The following is a 17672-nucleotide window of genomic DNA, read 5'->3' as shown; positions in this document are numbered from 1 at the left end:
GATGCCTTTAAAACCCTTAGTGACCGCCGGCGTTGAAAATTTGCTTAACACCTTTCTGTATCGTTCTCCTGCGCTCAAGTCAGCCAGAACGCGTTTACAGGGCAAAGTGCTGCGTGTTGAGCTCAAAGGATTTTCAACACCGTTAGTGCTGGTGTTTAGTGAGCGCCAGGTCGATGTGCTGGGGGCATGGGAAGGCGAAGCCGATTGCACCGTAATCACACATGCCAGCGTGTTACCGAAATTACGCGACCGGCAGCAACTCACCACGCTTATCCGCAGTGGTGAGCTGGAGGTTCAGGGCGATATCCAGGTGGTACAGAATTTTGTCGCGTTGGCCGATCTGGCGGAGTTTGATCCCGCAGAACTGTTAGCACCTTATACCGGCGATATCGTCGCGGAAGGGGTCAGCAAAGTTTTACGTGGTGGAGCGAAGTTCCTGTGCCACAACATTCAACGCCAGCAGCGCTATGTTGCCGAAGCGATCACCGAAGAGTGGCGTATGGCTCCAGGTCCGCTTGAGGTTGCATGGTTTGCAGAAGAAACGGCAGCCGTTGAGCGTGCGGTCGAATCTCTGGCCAAACGGCTGGAAAAACTGGAGGCCAAATGACGCCAGGTGAAGTACGGCGCCTTTATTTCATCATTCGCACTTTTTTAAGCTACGGTCTTGATGAACTCATCCCCAAAATGCGTATCACGGTGCCGCTCCGGCTGTGGCGTTACACGCTGTTCTGGATGCCCAACCGACATAAAGACAAACCGCTGGGAGAACGGCTGAGACTGGCTTTACAGGAGCTCGGCCCGGTGTGGATCAAGTTCGGGCAAATGCTCTCTACCCGTCGTGATCTTTTCCCTCCGCACATCGCCGATCAGCTAGCGCTATTGCAGGATCGGGTAGCCCCATTCGATGGGCAAAGAGCGAAAGAACAAATCGAAGAGGCGATGGGTGGGCTGCCCGTCGAGGAATGGTTTGATGATTTTGAGATCACACCGCTGGCATCCGCGTCTATTGCTCAGGTTCACACCGCGCGACTGAAATCGAATGGGAAAGAGGTGGTGATCAAAGTTATCCGTCCGGACATACTGCCGGTAATTAAAGCGGATTTAAAACTGATCTACCGCCTTGCTCGTTGGGTACCTCGCCTGATGCCAGACGGCCGCCGCCTGCGACCAACAGAAGTGGTCCGTGAATATGAAAAAACGTTGATTGATGAGCTGAATCTGCTGCGCGAGTCGGCGAACGCGATTCAGCTGCGACGTAATTTTGAAGACAGCCCAATGCTGTACATCCCGGAAGTGTACTCTGACTATTGCAGTCAGAACATGATGGTGATGGAGCGCATTTACGGTATTCCCGTTTCAGATGTCACCTCGCTTGAGAAGAACGGCACCAATATGAAGCTGCTGGCTGAACGCGGTGTTCAGGTCTTCTTTACTCAGGTATTCCGCGACAGCTTTTTCCATGCGGATATGCACCCTGGGAACATTTTCGTGAGTTATGAGCATCCTGAAAACCCGAAATACATTGGTATTGATTGTGGGATTGTGGGTTCTTTAAACAAAGAAGATAAGCGTTATCTGGCTGAAAACTTCATCGCGTTCTTTAACCGCGACTACCGCAAAGTTGCTGAACTGCATGTGGATTCTGGCTGGGTTCCGCCGGATACCAACGTAGAAGAGTTTGAATTTGCCATTCGTACCGTGTGCGAGCCGATTTTCGAAAAACCGCTGGCGGAGATTTCCTTTGGTCATGTGCTGTTAAATCTGTTCAACACAGCGCGCCGATTCAATATGGAAGTTCAGCCTCAACTGGTATTGCTACAGAAGACGCTGCTGTACGTTGAAGGTGTCGGACGTCAGCTCTACCCGCAGTTAGATTTGTGGAAAACGGCCAAGCCTTTCCTCGAATCCTGGATCAAAGATCAGGTCGGTATTCCGGCGCTTGTTAGAGCATTTAAAGAAAAAGCACCGTTCTGGGTCGAAAAAATGCCAGAAATACCTGAACTGGTGTATGACAGTTTGCGCCAGGGCAAATATTTACAGCACAGTGTTGATAAGATTGCCCGCGAGCTTCACGCGAATCATGTACGTCAGGGACAATCCCGTTATTTATTGGGCATTGGTGCAACATTGTTGCTCAGTGGAACATTCCTGCTGGTAAGCCGTCCTGAGTGGGGGCTTATGCCGGGCTGGTTAATGGCCGGCGGCGTCTTAGCCTGGTTGATCGGCTGGCGCAAAATGCGCTGAATTTTTCATCGCCCTAGGCAGGTCGTGTAACGTATACTACGGCCTTATTAATTCATCATCTATGACAGAGGAACATGTATGGGTGGTATCAGTATTTGGCAGTTGTTGATCATTGCCGTCATCGTTGTACTGCTATTTGGCACCAAGAAACTCGGCTCCATCGGTTCCGATCTTGGCGCGTCGATTAAAGGCTTCAAAAAAGCAATGGGTGATGATGAGCCAAAGCAAGATAAAACCAGCCAGGACGCTGATTTTACTGCTAAATCCATTACCGATAAGCAGGGCGAAGTGAAAAAAGAAGACGCCAAAAGCCAAGATAAAGAGCAGGTATAATCCGTGTTTGATATCGGTTTTAGCGAACTGTTATTGGTGTTCGTGATCGGCCTCATCGTCCTGGGGCCGCAACGTTTACCTGTAGCGGTAAAAACGGTTGCTGGCTGGGTTCGTGCTTTGCGTTCCCTGGCAACTACTGTTCAGAATGAACTGACCCAGGAGCTTAAGCTTCAGGAGTTTCAGGACAGCCTGAAGAAAGTAGAGAAAGCGAGCCTGACAAATCTGACCCCGGAGTTGAAAGCCTCAATGGATGAGCTGCGTGAAGCGGCAGAGTCGATGAAGCGTTCTTACAGTGTGCACGATCCTGAGAAAGAGAGCGATGAAGCGCACACTATCCATAATCCGGTGGTGAAAGAAGCTGAAGCGCAGCGAGAAGGGGTCACCCCTGCTGCCGCTGAAAACCAGGCCAGTTCGCCGGAGCAAAAACCGGAATCCACGGGTGCTAAAACGCCAGAGCCAACGGAAAACACTTCCGCTACGTTAATGGATGCAGAAAAGAAAGCTGTCGCACCTGTTGCCGAATCCTCCCCCTCGTCGAGTGATAAACCGTAAACATGGCTGTAGAAGATACCCAACCGCTCATCACGCATCTTATTGAGCTGCGTAAGCGACTCCTGAACTGCATCATTGCGGTAATCGTGATCTTTCTGGCGTTGGTTTACTTTGCCAACGACATTTACCATATGGTCGCGGCGCCGTTGATTAAACAGATGCCGCAGGGTGCAACGATGATCGCCACCGATGTGGCTTCGCCGTTCTTTACCCCAATCAAGTTGACCTTCATGGTATCGCTGATCCTGTCAGCGCCAGTGATCCTCTACCAGGTGTGGGCATTTATTGCGCCGGCGTTGTATAAACATGAACGCCGCCTGGTTGTTCCGCTGCTGGTCTCCAGTTCGTTGTTGTTCTACATCGGCATGGCATTCGCCTATTTTGTTGTCTTCCCGTTAGCGTTTGGTTTTCTGGCCAACACGGCTCCGCAAGGCGTGCAGGTATCAACGGACATTGCCAGCTATCTCAGCTTTGTAATGGCGCTATTTATGGCTTTCGGTGTCTCTTTTGAGGTGCCTGTCGCCATCGTGCTGCTATGCTGGATGGGCATTACGACGCCAGATGATTTACGCAAAAAACGTCCTTATGTTGTGGTGGGTGCTTTTGTCGTCGGGATGCTACTGACTCCGCCAGATGTCTTCTCGCAAACGTTGTTGGCGATACCGATGTACTGCCTGTTCGAGGTGGGTGTTTTCTTCTCTCGTTTCTATGTCGGTAAGCGACGTACGAGAGATGAGGACAACGAGGCTGAAGAAGCAAAAGAAGCCGAAGCCACCGAGAAAACTGAAGAATAAATTCAACCGCCCGTCAGGGCGGTTGTCATATGGGAGGAAGCATGTTTGATATTGGCGTTAATTTAACCAGTTCACAATTTGCGAAAGACCGGGATGAGGTCGTGGCGCGCGCCTTTGCTGCGGGCGTAAACGGTATGCTTCTGACCGGAACAAACCTTCACGAAAGCCAGCAGGCGTTAAAGCTGGCGCAGCATTATCCGCATTGCTGGTCCACGGCTGGCGTGCACCCGCATGACAGCAGCCAATGGCAATCCTCAACGGAAGACGAGATCATCGCGCTGGCAAACCAGTCGAAGGTAGTCGCTATTGGTGAGTGCGGCCTGGATTTCAATCGCAATTTCTCCACGCCGCAGGAGCAGGAACGTGCTTTTGAAGCGCAACTGCGCATTGCTGCTGAACTGCAGATGCCGATTTTCATGCATTGTCGGGATGCGCATGAGCGTTTTCTGACGTTGCTGGAGCCGTGGCTGGACAGCCTCCCAGGCGCGGTGCTGCACTGTTTCACCGGTTCGCGCCAGGAGATGCAGGACTGCGTGGACCGAGGGCTTTATATCGGTATCACCGGGTGGGTCTGTGATGAACGCCGGGGGATGGAACTGCGGGAGCTGCTGCCGTTTATTCCGGTGGAAAGACTGCTGATAGAAACCGATGCACCTTATCTACTCCCTCGCGACTTAACGCCTAAACCGACGTCACGTCGCAATGAACCGGCGCACCTGCCGCATATTCTTGAGCGAATTGCTCACTGGCGTGGGGAAGATCCTCAATGGCTGTCAGCAACCATTGATGCCAACGTCAGAACGCTGTTCGAAGTGACCTTCTAAACGGCTTATATTTTTCGAAAACCGGTATTTTTCACACTCTGCTTAATCTCTTTATTCAAGAGGTTAAGCAGTAGCATGGAACGCGCTTCGCCATCCGGTTCGGTGAAGATCGCTTTCAGTCCCTCAAACGCCCCTTCAGTAATAATCACGCTGTCCCCAGGCTGAGGGGTTTGCGGGTCAACAATACCTTCAGGCTTGTAGATAGAAAGCTGGTGAATAACGGGGGATGGAACGGTCGCAGGTGTCGCTCCAAAACGAACAAAATGGCTGACACCACGCGTGGCGTTGATCGTGGTGGTGTGGATCACTTCCGGGTCGAACTCGACAAACATGTAATTAGGGAATAGTGGTTCACTGACTGTGGTACGTTTACCGCGCACCATTTTTTCCAGGGTGATCATAGGCGTCAGGCAGTTCACCGCCTGTCTTTCCAGGTGTTCCTGGGCTCGCTGAAGTTGCCCACGTTTGCAGTACAGTAAATACCAGGATTGCATAATAACTCTTATTCGCTTGTTCTGAGCGCTAGCATAGCAAAAGCCATGAGTTAAGTTAATTATACCCGCCTCAAAGCAGGCTGAAACCCAACGGGTATATACTCCCAGGGCTTATATGTATCGCCAGAGTTCACGCTAATTTAACAAAAATACAGCATCACAATGATGAACGCCGTATAATGAAGCGCTTACGAAGAGGCCACAATGGACGCCATGAAATATCACGATTTACGCGACTTCCTGACGCTGCTTGAACAGCAGGGCGAGCTCAAACGCATTTCGCTTGAGGTGGATCCCCACCTGGAAATTACTGAAATTGCCGATCGCACCCTACGTGCTGGCGGGCCTGCGTTACTGTTTGAGAATCCTAAAGGCTATTCCATGCCGGTGCTGTGTAACCTGTTTGGCACACCGAAGCGTGTTGCGATGGGGATGGGGCAGGAAGATGTCTCGGCACTACGGGAAGTCGGTAAACTGTTGGCGTTTTTGAAAGAGCCGGAGCCACCGAAAGGATTCCGCGATCTGTTTGATAAGCTGCCGCAGTTTAAGCAGGTGCTGAACATGCCGACTAAGCGGTTGCGCGGTGCGCCTTGTCAGCAAAAAATCTACTCCGGTGATGACGTCGATTTAAACCGTATTCCGATTATGACCTGTTGGCCGGAAGATGCCGCACCGCTGATTACCTGGGGGCTAACCGTAACGCGTGGCCCACATAAAGAGCGGCAGAATCTGGGTATTTATCGCCAGCAGCTGATTGGCAAAAACAAGCTCATTATGCGCTGGCTGTCCCACCGCGGCGGCGCACTCGATTACCAGGAGTGGTGTGCGGCGCATCCTGGCGAACGCTTCCCGGTTTCGGTGGCGTTGGGGGCAGATCCTGCGACCATTCTGGGGGCCGTGACGCCCGTCCCTGATACATTATCCGAGTACGCATTTGCCGGGCTGTTACGTGGCACCAAGACCGAAGTGGTCAAATGTATTTCCAACGATCTGGAAGTGCCCGCCAGTGCTGAAATCGTGCTGGAAGGGTATATCGAACCGGGTGAGCTGGCCCCGGAAGGACCGTATGGCGATCATACGGGCTACTACAACGAAGTAGATAGCTTTCCGGTCTTTACCGTCACGCACATTACCCAGCGTGAAGAGGCGATTTATCACTCTACTTATACCGGACGTCCGCCTGATGAGCCCGCGGTGCTTGGCGTGGCGCTGAACGAAGTTTTCGTTCCTATTCTGCAAAAGCAGTTCCCGGAAATCGTCGATTTTTACCTGCCTCCGGAAGGCTGTTCATATCGTCTGGCCGTGGTGACGATGAAAAAACAGTACGCTGGTCATGCCAAACGCGTCATGATGGGTGTTTGGTCGTTTTTGCGCCAGTTTATGTACACCAAATTTGTTATTGTCTGCGATGATGATGTCAATGCACGCGACTGGAATGATGTGATTTGGGCAATTACTACCCGTATGGACCCGGCTCGGGATACGGTACTGGTAGAGAATACGCCAATTGATTACCTGGACTTTGCCTCGCCGGTTTCCGGCCTGGGTTCAAAAATGGGGCTGGATGCCACAAATAAATGGCCGGGCGAAACCCAACGCGAATGGGGACGCCCGATTAAAAAAGATCCTGAAGTAACTGCGCGTATTGACGCAATTTGGGATGAACTGGCCATCTTTAATGACGGCAAAAGCGCCTGAGGCGCGATCGTTTTGCCTATTGATCCGACAGAGAGAGCGCATGACAACCTTAAGCTGTAAAGTGACCTCGGTAGAAGCTATCACTGATACCGTATATCGCGTTCGTTTAGTGCCAGACGCGGCGTTTTCCTTTCGTGCTGGCCAGTATTTAATGGTCGTGATGGACGAAAGGGATAAGCGTCCGTTCTCCATGGCATCCACGCCGGACGAGCAAGGATTCATTGAGCTGCACGTTGGCGCCTCTGAGCTAAATCTTTATGCCATGGCTGTGATGGACCGCATTCTGAAAGACCGGGAAATCAAGGTCGACATTCCGCATGGCGAAGCCTGGCTGCGTGATGAAGACGAGCGCCCGCTGATCCTGATTGCCGGTGGTACAGGGTTCTCTTACGTGCGTTCCATTCTGCTTACTGCGCTGGCGCGTAATCCAAACCGCGATATCACCATTTACTGGGGTGGGCGCGAAGAGAAGCATCTCTACGATCTCTCCGAACTGGAAGCGTTGTCTGTTAATCACCCGAATCTGCGCGTTGAGCCAGTGGTGGAACAGCCAGAAGACGGCTGGCGTGGTCGTACGGGAACCGTGTTAACGGCGGTATTGCAGGATTACGGTACCCTGGCTGAGCACGATATCTACATTGCCGGTCGTTTTGAAATGGCCAAAATCGCGCGCGATCTGTTCTGTAATGAACGCAGTGCGCGTGAAGATCGCCTGTTTGGCGACGCTTTCGCGTTCATTTAAGCGCTGTGCGCCGGAGCCCTTCCGGCGCATCCATCAATCATCTGTCTTCCAACTAGCAGGGCGCAGGCCCGGCGTCATTGCCTCTCTTTCTCATCATAATTATTTTTTAGTAAACATAGTATGTCCGTCACTCAAACATAAATTGAGTTTTTGTGACAGCTCTCCATGTGTTTAGTAAACAAAATAGGCAAGCTAAACCGCATCACATTGTGAGAGGCAAATGAGGAAAAACCATGAGGCTCGGACTGGATATCGGCGGGACTAAAATCGAAGCGGTGGTGATTGATAACGCGGGTGAAATTGTTTACCGCGAACGATGCGCGACACCAAAGCAGCGTTACGGTGATTTTTTCCAGGCCGTGACGGAGATGATAGCCAGGGCTATGCAGGCCATTAATCAGCCTTTATCGGTTGGCGTCGGGGTGCCAGGTGCGGTGGATAGCGAAGGTTTGATTAAGAATTCCAACATTCTGGTGCTGAATCAGCAGGCCTTTGCGCAAGATCTCGAGCGTGCATTAGGAATGCCAGTGCCCGTTACTAATGATGCCAACTGCTTTACCCTGTCAGAAGCGATGGACGGTAGTGGGCGTGGGCATAGCGTGGTATTTGGCGTGATCCTCGGTACCGGATGCGGCGGTGGTCTATGCATCGAGAACCGGTTGATCTCCGGCCCTAACGCCTGTGCCGGAGAGTGGGGGCATAATGCCTTGCCGCGCTACCACGGATCTCGGGACGGGGCTGAAGTGACATGCTATTGCGGACAGTTGAACTGTATTGAGAGCTTTATTTCGGGTAGTGGCCTGGAGCGCCAGTATATGAATCACACCGCGCAACATATGGGTGTGCCACAAATTATGCAACGGGTAGCATCGGGTGATGCAGACGCCTGTTTGTTATGGGAACGCTATTGCGATCAACTGGCTCGCGCGTTGGCGAGTGTGGTAAATATGCTCGATCCCGATGTTATCGTGCTGGGGGGCGGGGTATCCAATATCGATTTACTGTACTCAGGCTTACAGGCGCGAGTGGCGCAGTACGTGTTTGGTAAACAGTGCCGCACACCGATCGTTCAGGCCCGCCACGGCGACAGCAGCGGCGTACGCGGCGCAGCATGGCTGGGGGCGCAACAAGCCACAGTAAATCCATGAGACTGAAATGACGAAACCTGTACGTATCAGAGACATTGCCGACGCTTGTGGCGTCTCGGTTGGCGCTGTTTCCCGCGCGCTAAAAGGGCAACCGGGGCTGCGTGAAGAGACCCGGCAGCGCATTATTTCAGTGGCGCAGCAGCAGGGTTATGATTTTTCTCGCCTGCGCGCAGACAAAATCAAACGTGTCCTGTTTTTACTGCATCGCCAGCACAATATCAGCCGGGCTTTACCGTTTTACTCTCAGCTGCTGCTGGGGATAGAAGATCTGTGTCGCGAAAAGGGGGTTGCGCTGAGCTTTCTCTCTATAGGTCCAGGCGATGCAGTGAGTGAGCAGGTAATGCTGCACCAGCCTGATGCGCTAATCTGCGCGGGATTTTTTGAACCTGAGTTGCTTGGGCTGCTACAACAGATGAAATTGCCGCTGGTGCTGGTGGATCTCTGGGCGCCAGGACTGCCTTGCGTGAATCCTGACAATACTCTGGGCGGCTATCTGGCTACGCAACATCTGATTGCACAAGGCCGCAGCCGCATTGCTTTTCTTGCCAGTACGCTTGCGCACTACAGCATCCGTCAGCGTGAAAAGGGCTACCGTCAGGCATTGTATGAAGCCCGTTTGCTAATGCCGCCAGAGTACGATGTCGTTGCGCCGCCGCTGCTGGATACCGAGCAATCTCTGGTGGATGCGGTTAATGAGCTACTCAGACTGCCAGAGCCGCCCGATGCCATTTTTGCCTATAACGACGCGGCAGCGATGGTTGTTCAGCAGGTGTGTGCGCAGCAGGGTATACGTATCCCGGAAGATCTTGCGCTGGTGGGATTTGATGATATCGATGCTGCGTCCTGGTCACATCCGCCGCTGACTACCATTGCGGTTGATAAAAAACAGCTGGGGCGTGAAGCGCTGCGTTTACTGCTGGAAGAAAATCAGGAAGAGAATCTGCTGCTGCCGGTGCAGTTAGTGGTGCGTGGTAGTTCTGGGAAATAAAAAACCCGCCCCTGACAGGCGGGAAGAACGGCAACTAAACTTTCTCTCTTCGCCATTGGCACCATAACTGTGTTGGCTTCGCTCATTCACCCGAATCACTTACTATACGTAAGCTCATCGGGATTCATTCGCTTGCCGCCTTGTTCTGGCACCAATGGCTTTGAGATAACATTTCGTAGGCCGGGCAAGCGAAGCGCCCCCGGCATGCTTTGATTAAACTCGCTCAAATACCGTTGCGATACCCTGACCTAACCCGATACACATCGTCGCCAGACCAAACTGCACGTCTTTGCGTTCCATCAGGTTGAGCAGGGTGGTGCTGATACGCGCCCCAGAACAGCCCAGCGGGTGACCCAAGGCGATCGCCCCGCCGTTGAGGTTGATCTTCTCATCGATCTGCTCCATCAGCCCCAGATCTTTAATACACGGCAGGATCTGAGCGGCAAAGGCTTCGTTCATCTCAAACAATCCGATATCGCTGGTAGTCAGCCCCGCTTTTTTCAGCGCCAGCTTTGAGGCCGGAACCGGGCCGTAACCCATGATTGACGGATCGCAACCGACAACAGCCATCGAACGAATACGGGCACGCGGCGTCAGACCCAGTTGACGGGCGCGGCTTTCGCTCATTACCAGCATCGCCGCTGCGCCGTCGGAGAGCGCAGAAGAGGTACCGGCAGTCACCGTTCCGTTCACCGGATCGAACGCCGGGCGCAGGGTGGAGAGCGCTTCAACGGTCGTTTCCGGACGGATAACCTCATCGTAGTTAAACTGCTTCAGCACGCCGTCGGCATCATGACCGCCGGTCGGGATGATTTCGTTTTTAAAAGCGCCAGACTGTGTTGCAGCCCAGGCGCGAGCGTGTGAACGTGCGGCGAAAGCGTCCTGCATTTCACGGCTAATGCCGTGCATGCGGGAGAGCATTTCCGCGGTCAGGCCCATCATCCCTGCGGCTTTCGCCACGTTGCGGCTCATACCCGGGTGGAAATCAACGCCGTGGCTCATTGGCACATGGCCCATATGCTCAACGCCGCCAATCAGGCACGCCTGAGCATCACCAGTCATGATCATGCGTGCCGCATCGTGCAGCGCCTGCATGGACGAACCGCACAGGCGATTGACCGTGACGGCCGGAACGGAGTGCGGAACTTCCGCTAGCAGCGCGGCATTACGGGCGATATTGAAACCCTGCTCCAGCGTTTGTTGCACACAGCCCCAGTAAATGTCATCAAGCGCGGTTGGCTCCAGCGCCGGATTACGCGCCAGCAGGCTACGCATTAAATGTGCAGAGAGATCTTCTGCCCGCACGTTCCGAAACGCGCCCCCTTTCGAACGGCCCATCGGGGTACGGATCGCATCAACAATTACAACCTGTTCCATTGTGACTCCTTAAGCCGTTTTCAGGCTGCCAACCGGGCGGGCTGGCTCAACCTGGGGATAATACGGTTCGTTATGGCGCGCTTTATCACGCAGACCGGCCGGAACTTCATACAGCGGACCAAGGTGCTGATACTGCTGAGCCATATCGAGATACTTCGCGCTGCCGAGCGTATCCAGCCAGCGGAACGCACCGCCGTGGAACGGAGGGAAGCCCAGGCCATACACCAGCGCCATATCGGCTTCTGCCGGGCTGGCGATAATGCCTTCTTCTAGGCAACGCACTACTTCGTTGACCATAGGGATCATCATGCGGGCGATAATCTCTTCATCGCTGAAGTCGCGTTTCGGCTGGCTGACCTCTGCCAGCAGAGCGTCAACGGTGGCATCTTCTTCTTTCTTCGGTTTGCCCTTGTTGTCTTCTTTATAACGCCAGAATCCGAGACCGTTTTTCTGCCCGAAACGGTTAGCATCAAACAGGGCGTCTATCGCATCGCGATAATCTTTCTGCATACGCTGAGGGAAGCCTGCGGACATCACCGCCTGCGCGTGGTGCGCGGTATCAATACCTACCACGTCCAGCAGATAAGCCGGGCCCATCGGCCAACCAAACTGTTTTTCCATCACTTTGTCGACTTTGCGGAAATCCGCCCCGTCGCGCAGTAACTGACTGAAACCGGCAAAATAGGGGAACAACACGCGGTTAACGAAGAAACCAGGGCAGTCATTAACCACAATCGGCGTTTTGCCCATCTGGCTTGCCCAGGCGACAACCTTAGCGATGGTTTCATCCGAGCTTTTCTCGCCGCGAATGATCTCAACCAGCGGCATACGGTGCACCGGGTTAAAGAAGTGCATCCCACAGAAGTTTTCCGGACGCTTAAGCGCGCTGGCCAGTTCGTTGATTGGGATGGTGGAGGTATTCGAAGCCAGTACAGTGTCCGGGCGAACCTGATCTTCGGTTTCCGCCAGTACCGCTTTTTTCACTTTTGGGTTTTCTACGACCGCTTCAACTACCACGTCCACGCGTTCGAAACCGCTATAGTCGAGGGTGGGATGAATGGTGGAAATAACGCCCGCCATTTTCAGACCGTCAATTTTGCCGCGCTCAAGCTGTTTGTTCAGTAGCTTGGCCGCTTCGGTCATACCCAGCGTTAATGATTTGTCGTTGATATCTTTCATGACAACCGGCACGCCTTTCCAGGCCGACTGGTAAGCGATGCCGCCGCCCATAATGCCTGCGCCCAGCACTGCCGCTTGCTTTGGCGCTTCAACATTTTTGGTGAGCTTTTTGGCTTTGGCTTTCACGAACTGATCGTTAAGGAAAATTCCAACCAGTGCGCGGGCTTCATTGGTGTGCGCCAGTGGAACAAAGCTTTTATTTTCCAGATTCAGCGCTTCTTCACGACCAAAACGGGCCGCTGTTTCAATGGTTTTTACCGCGGTAATCGGTGCGGGATAATGCTTACCTGCCGTCTGCGCCACCATACCTTTGGCGATGGTAAAGCTCATTGCCGCTTCAATTTTACTGAGTTTCAACGGCTCCAGCTTCGGCTGACGTTTGGCTTTCCAGTCGAGGTCGCCGTTAATCGCCTGACGTAATACCGCGATCGCGCCATCAAGCAGTTTGTCTTGCTTCACTACGCCATCGACCAGACCGATTTTTAGCGCCTGCTCAGCACCCACATCTTTACCCGCAGCAATAATTTCCAGCGCGCTGTCCGCACCCAGCATACGTGGCATACGTACGGAGCCGCCAAAGCCTGGCATAATGCCCAGCTTGGTTTCCGGCAGGCCGATGCGCAGGTCCGGCGTAGCCAGACGATAATCGGTCGCCAGGACACACTCACAGCCGCCGCCCAGCGCATAGCCGTTAACCGCTGAGAGAGTCGGAACAGGCAGATCTTCCAGGCGATTAAACACGCTGTTGGCAAAATGCAGCCACTGGCTCAACTGCTCTTCAGGCACGAGGAACAGTGAAAGGAATTCGGTGATGTCGGCACCAACAATAAAGGCTGCTTTGTTAGAACGCAGCAGCAGCCCTTTTAAATTCGGTTGTTTTTCCAGCACGTCAAGCGCATGGCCCAGGCTGGCAACGGTGGCCGTGTCGAGTTTATTGACTGAGCCTGGGGCATCGAACACCAGTTCGGCGATGCCATCTTCCAGCCAGTCGAGGTACAGGGTGTCGCCTTTGTAAAGCATGTCAGTCTCCTGAATCCGCAAGGTGATCTGGTCATACCAGATGAATCGAAGTGTGTGTTTTATGTTAATAAAATGCAAATGAATGATTAAAGAAATGACGATTTGATCACGCTCGGCAGAAATCACGCACTCACAAAACGATGTGCTAAGATGCGGACACTTGAGGTCAAAAAAACAGAAGGATAGAAAATGGAATCACTGGCCGCACTCTATAAAAATCATATCGTTACCCTACAAGAACGGACGCGCGACGCGCTGGAGCGCTTCAAGCTGGATGCGTTACTTATTCACTCAGGAGAACTTGTTAACGTCTTTCTCGACGATCATCCCTACCCGTTTAAGGTCAATCCGCAATTCAAAGCCTGGGTGCCTGTAACGCAGGTTCCTAACTGCTGGTTGCTGGTGGATGGCGTGAATAAGCCGAAACTGTGGTTCTACCTGCCGGTCGATTACTGGCACAACGTTGAGCCGCTGCCGACCTCTTTCTGGACGGAAGAAATTGAGATCATCGCGCTGCCAAAAGCTGATGGTATCGGTAGCCAACTGCCTGCTGCTCGCGGCAATATCGGTTACATCGGTCCGGTTCCGGAACGCGCGCTGCAACTGGACATCGCGGCCAGTAATATCAACCCGAAAGGGGTTATCGACTACCTGCATTATTATCGTGCTTACAAAACAGATTACGAACTGGCCTGTATGCGCGAAGCACAGAAAATGGCGGTGAATGGACACCGTGCCGCGGAAGAAGCGTTCCGTTCCGGGATGAGCGAGTTTGACATCAACCTCGCTTACCTGACTGCTACCGGTCATCGCGACACCGACGTGCCGTACAGCAACATCGTGGCGCTTAACGAGCATGCTTCGGTTCTTCATTACACCAGGCTGGATCATCAGGCTCCGTCTGAAATCCGCAGTTTCCTGCTGGACGCCGGTGCGGAGTACAACGGCTACGCAGCAGACCTGACGCGTACGTGGTCGGCGAAAAGCGACAACGACTATGCGCATCTGGTGAAGGATGTGAATGACGAGCAACTGGCGCTGATTGCCACTATGAAAGCGGGCACCAGCTATGTGGATTATCACATTCAGTTCCATCAGCGCATCGCGAAGCTGCTGCGTAAGCATCAAATCGTCACTGATATGAGTGAAGAGGCGATGGTGGAAAACGATCTTACCGGGCCGTTTATGCCGCATGGCATTGGTCACCCGCTGGGTCTGCAGGTACACGATGTCGCTGGTTTTATGCAGGATGACAGCGGTACGCATCTGGCCGCGCCGTCGAAGTATCCTTACCTGCGTTGCACCCGCGTGCTGCAACCGGGCATGGTCCTGACCATCGAACCGGGCATCTACTTCATTGAATCGCTGTTGGCGCCGTGGCGTGAAGGGCAGTTCAGCAAACACTTCAACTGGCAGAAAATTGAAGCCCTGAAACCGTTCGGCGGTATTCGTATTGAAGATAACGTGGTGGTCCACGAGAACAATATCGAAAACATGACACGGGATTTAAAACTGGCGTAATGGACAGTTGGTTAATCCCTGCGGCGCCGGTAAGCGTCGTTGAAGAGATCAAAAAAAGCCGCTTCATTACGCTGCTCGCCCATACGGACGGCGTAGAAGCGGCGAAAGCGTTTGTTGAGTCAGTCAAAATGGAACACCCGGACGCCCGCCACCATTGTGTGGCGTGGGTGGCGGGCGCGCCCAATGACTCGCAGCAGCTGGGATTTTCAGACGATGGCGAACCGGCTGGTACGGCAGGCAAACCGATGCTCGCGCAGCTGATGGGGAGTGGCATCGGTGAGATTACCGCGGTGGTGGTGCGCTACTACGGCGGTATCCTTCTGGGTACGGGTGGGCTAGTGAAAGCCTACGGTGGCGGCGTGAATCAGGCGTTGCGTCAGTTAACGACGCAGCGCAAGACGCCATTAACCGAATATACTTTGCAGTGTGAGTACGGTCAGCTGGCAGGCATTGAAGCTTTGCTGGGGCAGTTTGACGGTAAAGTTGTTGCCAGTGATTACCAGGCTTTTGTTCGGCTCAGGGTGGCGCTTCCTTATGCCAAAGTGGATGAATTTTCGGCAAAACTGGCGGATTTTAGTCGGGGTTCATTGCAATTGTTAGCGATTGAAGAATAATCCCCACCTCATTTTAAAGAACTAAGGAAGCGGCAGAGATGCATTTTCGCGCCATCACCCGAATCGTTGGACTACTGGTCATCTTATTCTCGGGGACAATGATTATCCCCGGACTGGTAGCGCTCATCTACCGCGATGGGGCAGGGCGTGCGTTTACTCAAACTTTCTTCGTTGCTCTGGCGATCGGCTCCATGCTGTGGTGGCCAAACCGTAAAGAGAAGGGCGAGCTGAAATCGCGCGAAGGGTTTCTGATTGTCGTTTTGTTCTGGACCGTGCTGGGTAGCGTGGGTGCGCTACCGTTCATCTTTGCGGAAAGCCCTAACCTCACGATAACCGACGCTTTTTTTGAATCCTTCTCCGGATTAACCACCACGGGGGCGACAACGCTGGTGGGGCTGGATTCATTGCCACACGCTATCCTCTTTTATCGACAGATGCTGCAATGGTTCGGCGGGATGGGGATCATCGTGCTGGCGGTGGCTATTCTGCCTATTCTTGGCGTCGGTGGGATGCAGCTCTACCGGGCAGAAATGCCGGGCCCGCTGAAAGATAACAAAATGCGTCCGCGTATTGCCGAAACGGCGAAAACGCTGTGGCTTATCTATGTATTACTGACGGTGGCGTGTGCGCTGGCGCTATGGTTTGCCGGGATGCCCGCGTTTGACGCTATTGGGCACAGCTTTGCTACGATAGCCATCGGCGGCTTTTCCACACACGATGCCAGCGTGGGGTATTTCGACAGTCCCACGATTAACACCATTATTGCTATCTTCTTGCTGATCTCCGGTTGTAACTATGGTCTGCACTTCTCTTTACTCAGCGGCCGCAGCCTGAAGGTCTACTGGCGCGATCCAGAATTCCGCATGTTCATTGGGGTGCAGCTGACGCTGGTGGCTGTCTGTACGCTGGTGCTGTGGATACACAATACCTATGGTTCGGCACTCACGACCATCAACCAGGCTTTTTTTCAGGTGGTATCAATGGCGACGACCGCCGGATTTACTACGGACAGTATTGCCCGCTGGCCGTTGTTCCTGCCGGTGCTGTTGTTGTGTTCTGCTTTTATTGGCGGCTGTGCCGGGTCGACGGGCGGTGGCTTGAAGGTGATTCGAATCCTGTTGCTGTTTAAGCAGGGTAACCGCGAATTGAAACGACTGGTCCACCCGAATGCGGTTTACAGTATCAAGCTGGGTAACCGTGCTTTGCCGGAGCGAATCCTTGAAGCTGTGTGGGGATTCTTCTCTGCCTATGCGCTGGTCTTTATTATCAGTATGCTGGCGATTATTGCGACCGGTGTTGATGACTTCTCCGCGTTTGCCTCTGTTGTGGCGACGCTGAATAACCTGGGGCCAGGGCTGGGGGTTGTTGCCGACAACTTTGCCAGTATGAACCCCGTGGCGAAGTGGATCCTGATTGCCAATATGCTGTTTGGTCGTCTGGAGGTCTTTACCCTGCTGGTACTCTTTACCCCTACTTTCTGGCGTGAATAATGGAGTAACACGTGAAAACACTGATTCTTTTTTCTTCCCGGGACGGACAAACGCGTGAAATCGCCGAGTATCTGGCTTCTGAACTCAAAGAGCTGGGCGTTTGGGCGGATGTCGTTAATTTGCATCGTACCGCGGAGCCTGACTGGCAAAATTATGACAGCGTGGTGATTGGCGCCTCGATTCGCTATGGTCATTACCATGCAGCTTTTCAGGAGTTTGTGAAAAAGCATGCCACGCGGCTGAATGCGATGCCGAGTGCCTTCTACTCCGTAAACCTGGTTGCCCGTAAACCGGAGAAACGCACGCCGCAAACTAACAGCTATGCGCGTAAGTTCCTGATGAGTTCGCCGTGGCGGCCTGATCGCAGTGCGGTTATTGCTGGCGCTTTGCTGTATCCCCGCTATCGCTGGTATGACCGCGTTATGATCCAACTGATAATGAAGATGTCAGGCGGTGAAACAGATACCAATAAAGAAGTGGTGTATACCGATTGGGAACAGGTCGCGGATTTCGCGCGGGAAATCGCCCAATTAACCCACAAAACGTTGTCAAAATAAGCACAAAGAATAAAAAATACGCACTCGGAAGATTATTTTAAATTTCCCCTTGTCAGCCTGAAATAACTCCCTATAATGCGCCTCCACTGACACGGAA

Annotated in this window: 17 protein-coding genes; 14 read left to right on the top strand and 3 right to left on the bottom strand. The window is 53.1% G+C overall.

Going from position 1 to position 17672, the window contains the following annotated elements:
* Position 1 precedes the first annotated feature (1 nt).
* The 6 genes from ubiJ to tatD all read left to right on the top strand — a co-directional run bounded on the left by ubiJ (position 2) and on the right by tatD (position 4747).
* The gene (gene ubiJ / locus N0B36_RS22280; protein ID WP_016155139.1) at positions 2–607 is read left to right on the top strand and encodes a ubiquinone biosynthesis protein UbiJ; all 606 of its coding nucleotides are present in this window, start codon (positions 2–4) and stop codon (positions 605–607) included.
* Positions 604–2244, top strand: a complete 1641-nt coding sequence (gene ubiB, locus N0B36_RS22275; protein ID WP_200104181.1) for a ubiquinone biosynthesis regulatory protein kinase UbiB — start codon at positions 604–606, stop codon at positions 2242–2244. Before ubiJ ends, ubiB begins: the two co-directional genes overlap by 4 nt.
* A gap of 78 nt (positions 2245–2322) precedes the next feature.
* On the top strand, positions 2323–2577 hold the full coding sequence (gene tatA / locus N0B36_RS22270) for a Sec-independent protein translocase subunit TatA (protein ID WP_003017888.1): 255 nt from the start codon (positions 2323–2325) through the stop codon (positions 2575–2577).
* A 3-nt stretch (positions 2578–2580) separates the two neighbouring features.
* Positions 2581–3129 (top strand): Sec-independent protein translocase protein TatB, encoded by a 549-nt coding sequence (tatB, locus tag N0B36_RS22265; protein ID WP_016155141.1) that lies wholly within the window; start codon positions 2581–2583, stop codon positions 3127–3129.
* A gap of 2 nt (positions 3130–3131) precedes the next feature.
* Positions 3132–3923 (top strand): Sec-independent protein translocase subunit TatC, encoded by a 792-nt coding sequence (gene tatC / locus N0B36_RS22260; protein ID WP_016155142.1) that lies wholly within the window; start codon positions 3132–3134, stop codon positions 3921–3923.
* A gap of 41 nt (positions 3924–3964) precedes the next feature.
* Positions 3965–4747: a 3'-5' ssDNA/RNA exonuclease TatD gene (gene tatD / locus N0B36_RS22255; protein WP_047416487.1), complete on the top strand. Its 783-nt coding sequence runs from the start codon at positions 3965–3967 to the stop codon at positions 4745–4747.
* A gap of 5 nt (positions 4748–4752) precedes the next feature.
* On the opposite strand, the gene rfaH is transcribed toward tatD, so the two are convergent.
* A complete protein-coding gene (rfaH, locus tag N0B36_RS22250; RefSeq protein WP_047358740.1) occupies positions 4753–5241 on the bottom strand; it encodes a transcription/translation regulatory transformer protein RfaH in 489 nt (162 codons plus the stop codon).
* Between the two features lie 204 nt (positions 5242–5445).
* Here rfaH and ubiD point away from each other — a divergent pair, with 204 nt between their 5' ends.
* The 4 genes from ubiD to N0B36_RS22230 all read left to right on the top strand — a co-directional run bounded on the left by ubiD (position 5446) and on the right by N0B36_RS22230 (position 9817).
* A complete protein-coding gene (gene ubiD / locus N0B36_RS22245; protein ID WP_016155145.1) occupies positions 5446–6939 on the top strand; it encodes a 4-hydroxy-3-polyprenylbenzoate decarboxylase in 1494 nt (497 codons plus the stop codon).
* Between the two features lie 40 nt (positions 6940–6979).
* Complete coding sequence (fre, locus tag N0B36_RS22240; protein ID WP_003828903.1) at positions 6980–7681, top strand: NAD(P)H-flavin reductase; 702 nt, start codon at positions 6980–6982, stop codon at positions 7679–7681.
* A 233-nt stretch (positions 7682–7914) separates the two neighbouring features.
* Positions 7915–8829: an ROK family protein gene (locus N0B36_RS22235; RefSeq protein ID WP_019078422.1), complete on the top strand. Its 915-nt coding sequence runs from the start codon at positions 7915–7917 to the stop codon at positions 8827–8829.
* Between the two features lie 7 nt (positions 8830–8836).
* Positions 8837–9817, top strand: coding sequence for a LacI family DNA-binding transcriptional regulator (locus N0B36_RS22230; protein WP_047416482.1), 981 nt, complete (start codon positions 8837–8839; stop codon positions 9815–9817).
* Positions 9818–10030: 213 nt separating this feature from the next.
* On the opposite strand, the gene fadA is transcribed toward N0B36_RS22230, so the two are convergent.
* Together fadA and fadB are read right to left on the bottom strand one after the other, a co-directional pair.
* The gene (gene fadA, locus N0B36_RS22225) at positions 10031–11194 is read right to left on the bottom strand and encodes an acetyl-CoA C-acyltransferase FadA (protein ID WP_259688982.1); all 1164 of its coding nucleotides are present in this window, start codon (positions 11192–11194) and stop codon (positions 10031–10033) included.
* Positions 11195–11203: 9 nt separating this feature from the next.
* Positions 11204–13393 (bottom strand): fatty acid oxidation complex subunit alpha FadB, encoded by a 2190-nt coding sequence (gene fadB, locus N0B36_RS22220; protein ID WP_259688981.1) that lies wholly within the window; start codon positions 13391–13393, stop codon positions 11204–11206.
* Positions 13394–13582: 189 nt separating this feature from the next.
* Between fadB and pepQ the strand changes: the two genes are divergently transcribed.
* From pepQ to hemG, 4 genes are read left to right on the top strand one after another with little or no spacing between them, the layout of a single operon-like run.
* On the top strand, positions 13583–14914 hold the full coding sequence (gene pepQ, locus N0B36_RS22215) for a Xaa-Pro dipeptidase (RefSeq protein WP_101701060.1): 1332 nt from the start codon (positions 13583–13585) through the stop codon (positions 14912–14914).
* A complete protein-coding gene (locus N0B36_RS22210) occupies positions 14914–15528 on the top strand; it encodes an IMPACT family protein (protein WP_047499555.1) in 615 nt (204 codons plus the stop codon). The genes pepQ and N0B36_RS22210 overlap by 1 nt, the downstream gene beginning before the upstream one ends.
* A gap of 38 nt (positions 15529–15566) precedes the next feature.
* Entirely contained in the window at positions 15567–17018 is a 1452-nt protein-coding gene (gene trkH / locus N0B36_RS22205) for a Trk system potassium transporter TrkH (RefSeq protein ID WP_003017848.1), read from the top strand.
* 11 nt (positions 17019–17029) lie between these two features.
* Positions 17030–17575, top strand: a complete 546-nt coding sequence (hemG, locus tag N0B36_RS22200; protein WP_016155152.1) for a menaquinone-dependent protoporphyrinogen IX dehydrogenase — start codon at positions 17030–17032, stop codon at positions 17573–17575.
* The last annotated feature ends 97 nt before the right edge of the window (positions 17576–17672 follow it).

This window comes from Citrobacter sp. XY323 (assembly GCF_025106035.1).
Lineage (GTDB): Bacteria > Pseudomonadota > Gammaproteobacteria > Enterobacterales > Enterobacteriaceae > Citrobacter > Citrobacter braakii.
Note: the sequence above shows the minus strand (reverse complement) of the source record. Positions and strands in the feature narration are given on the sequence as shown.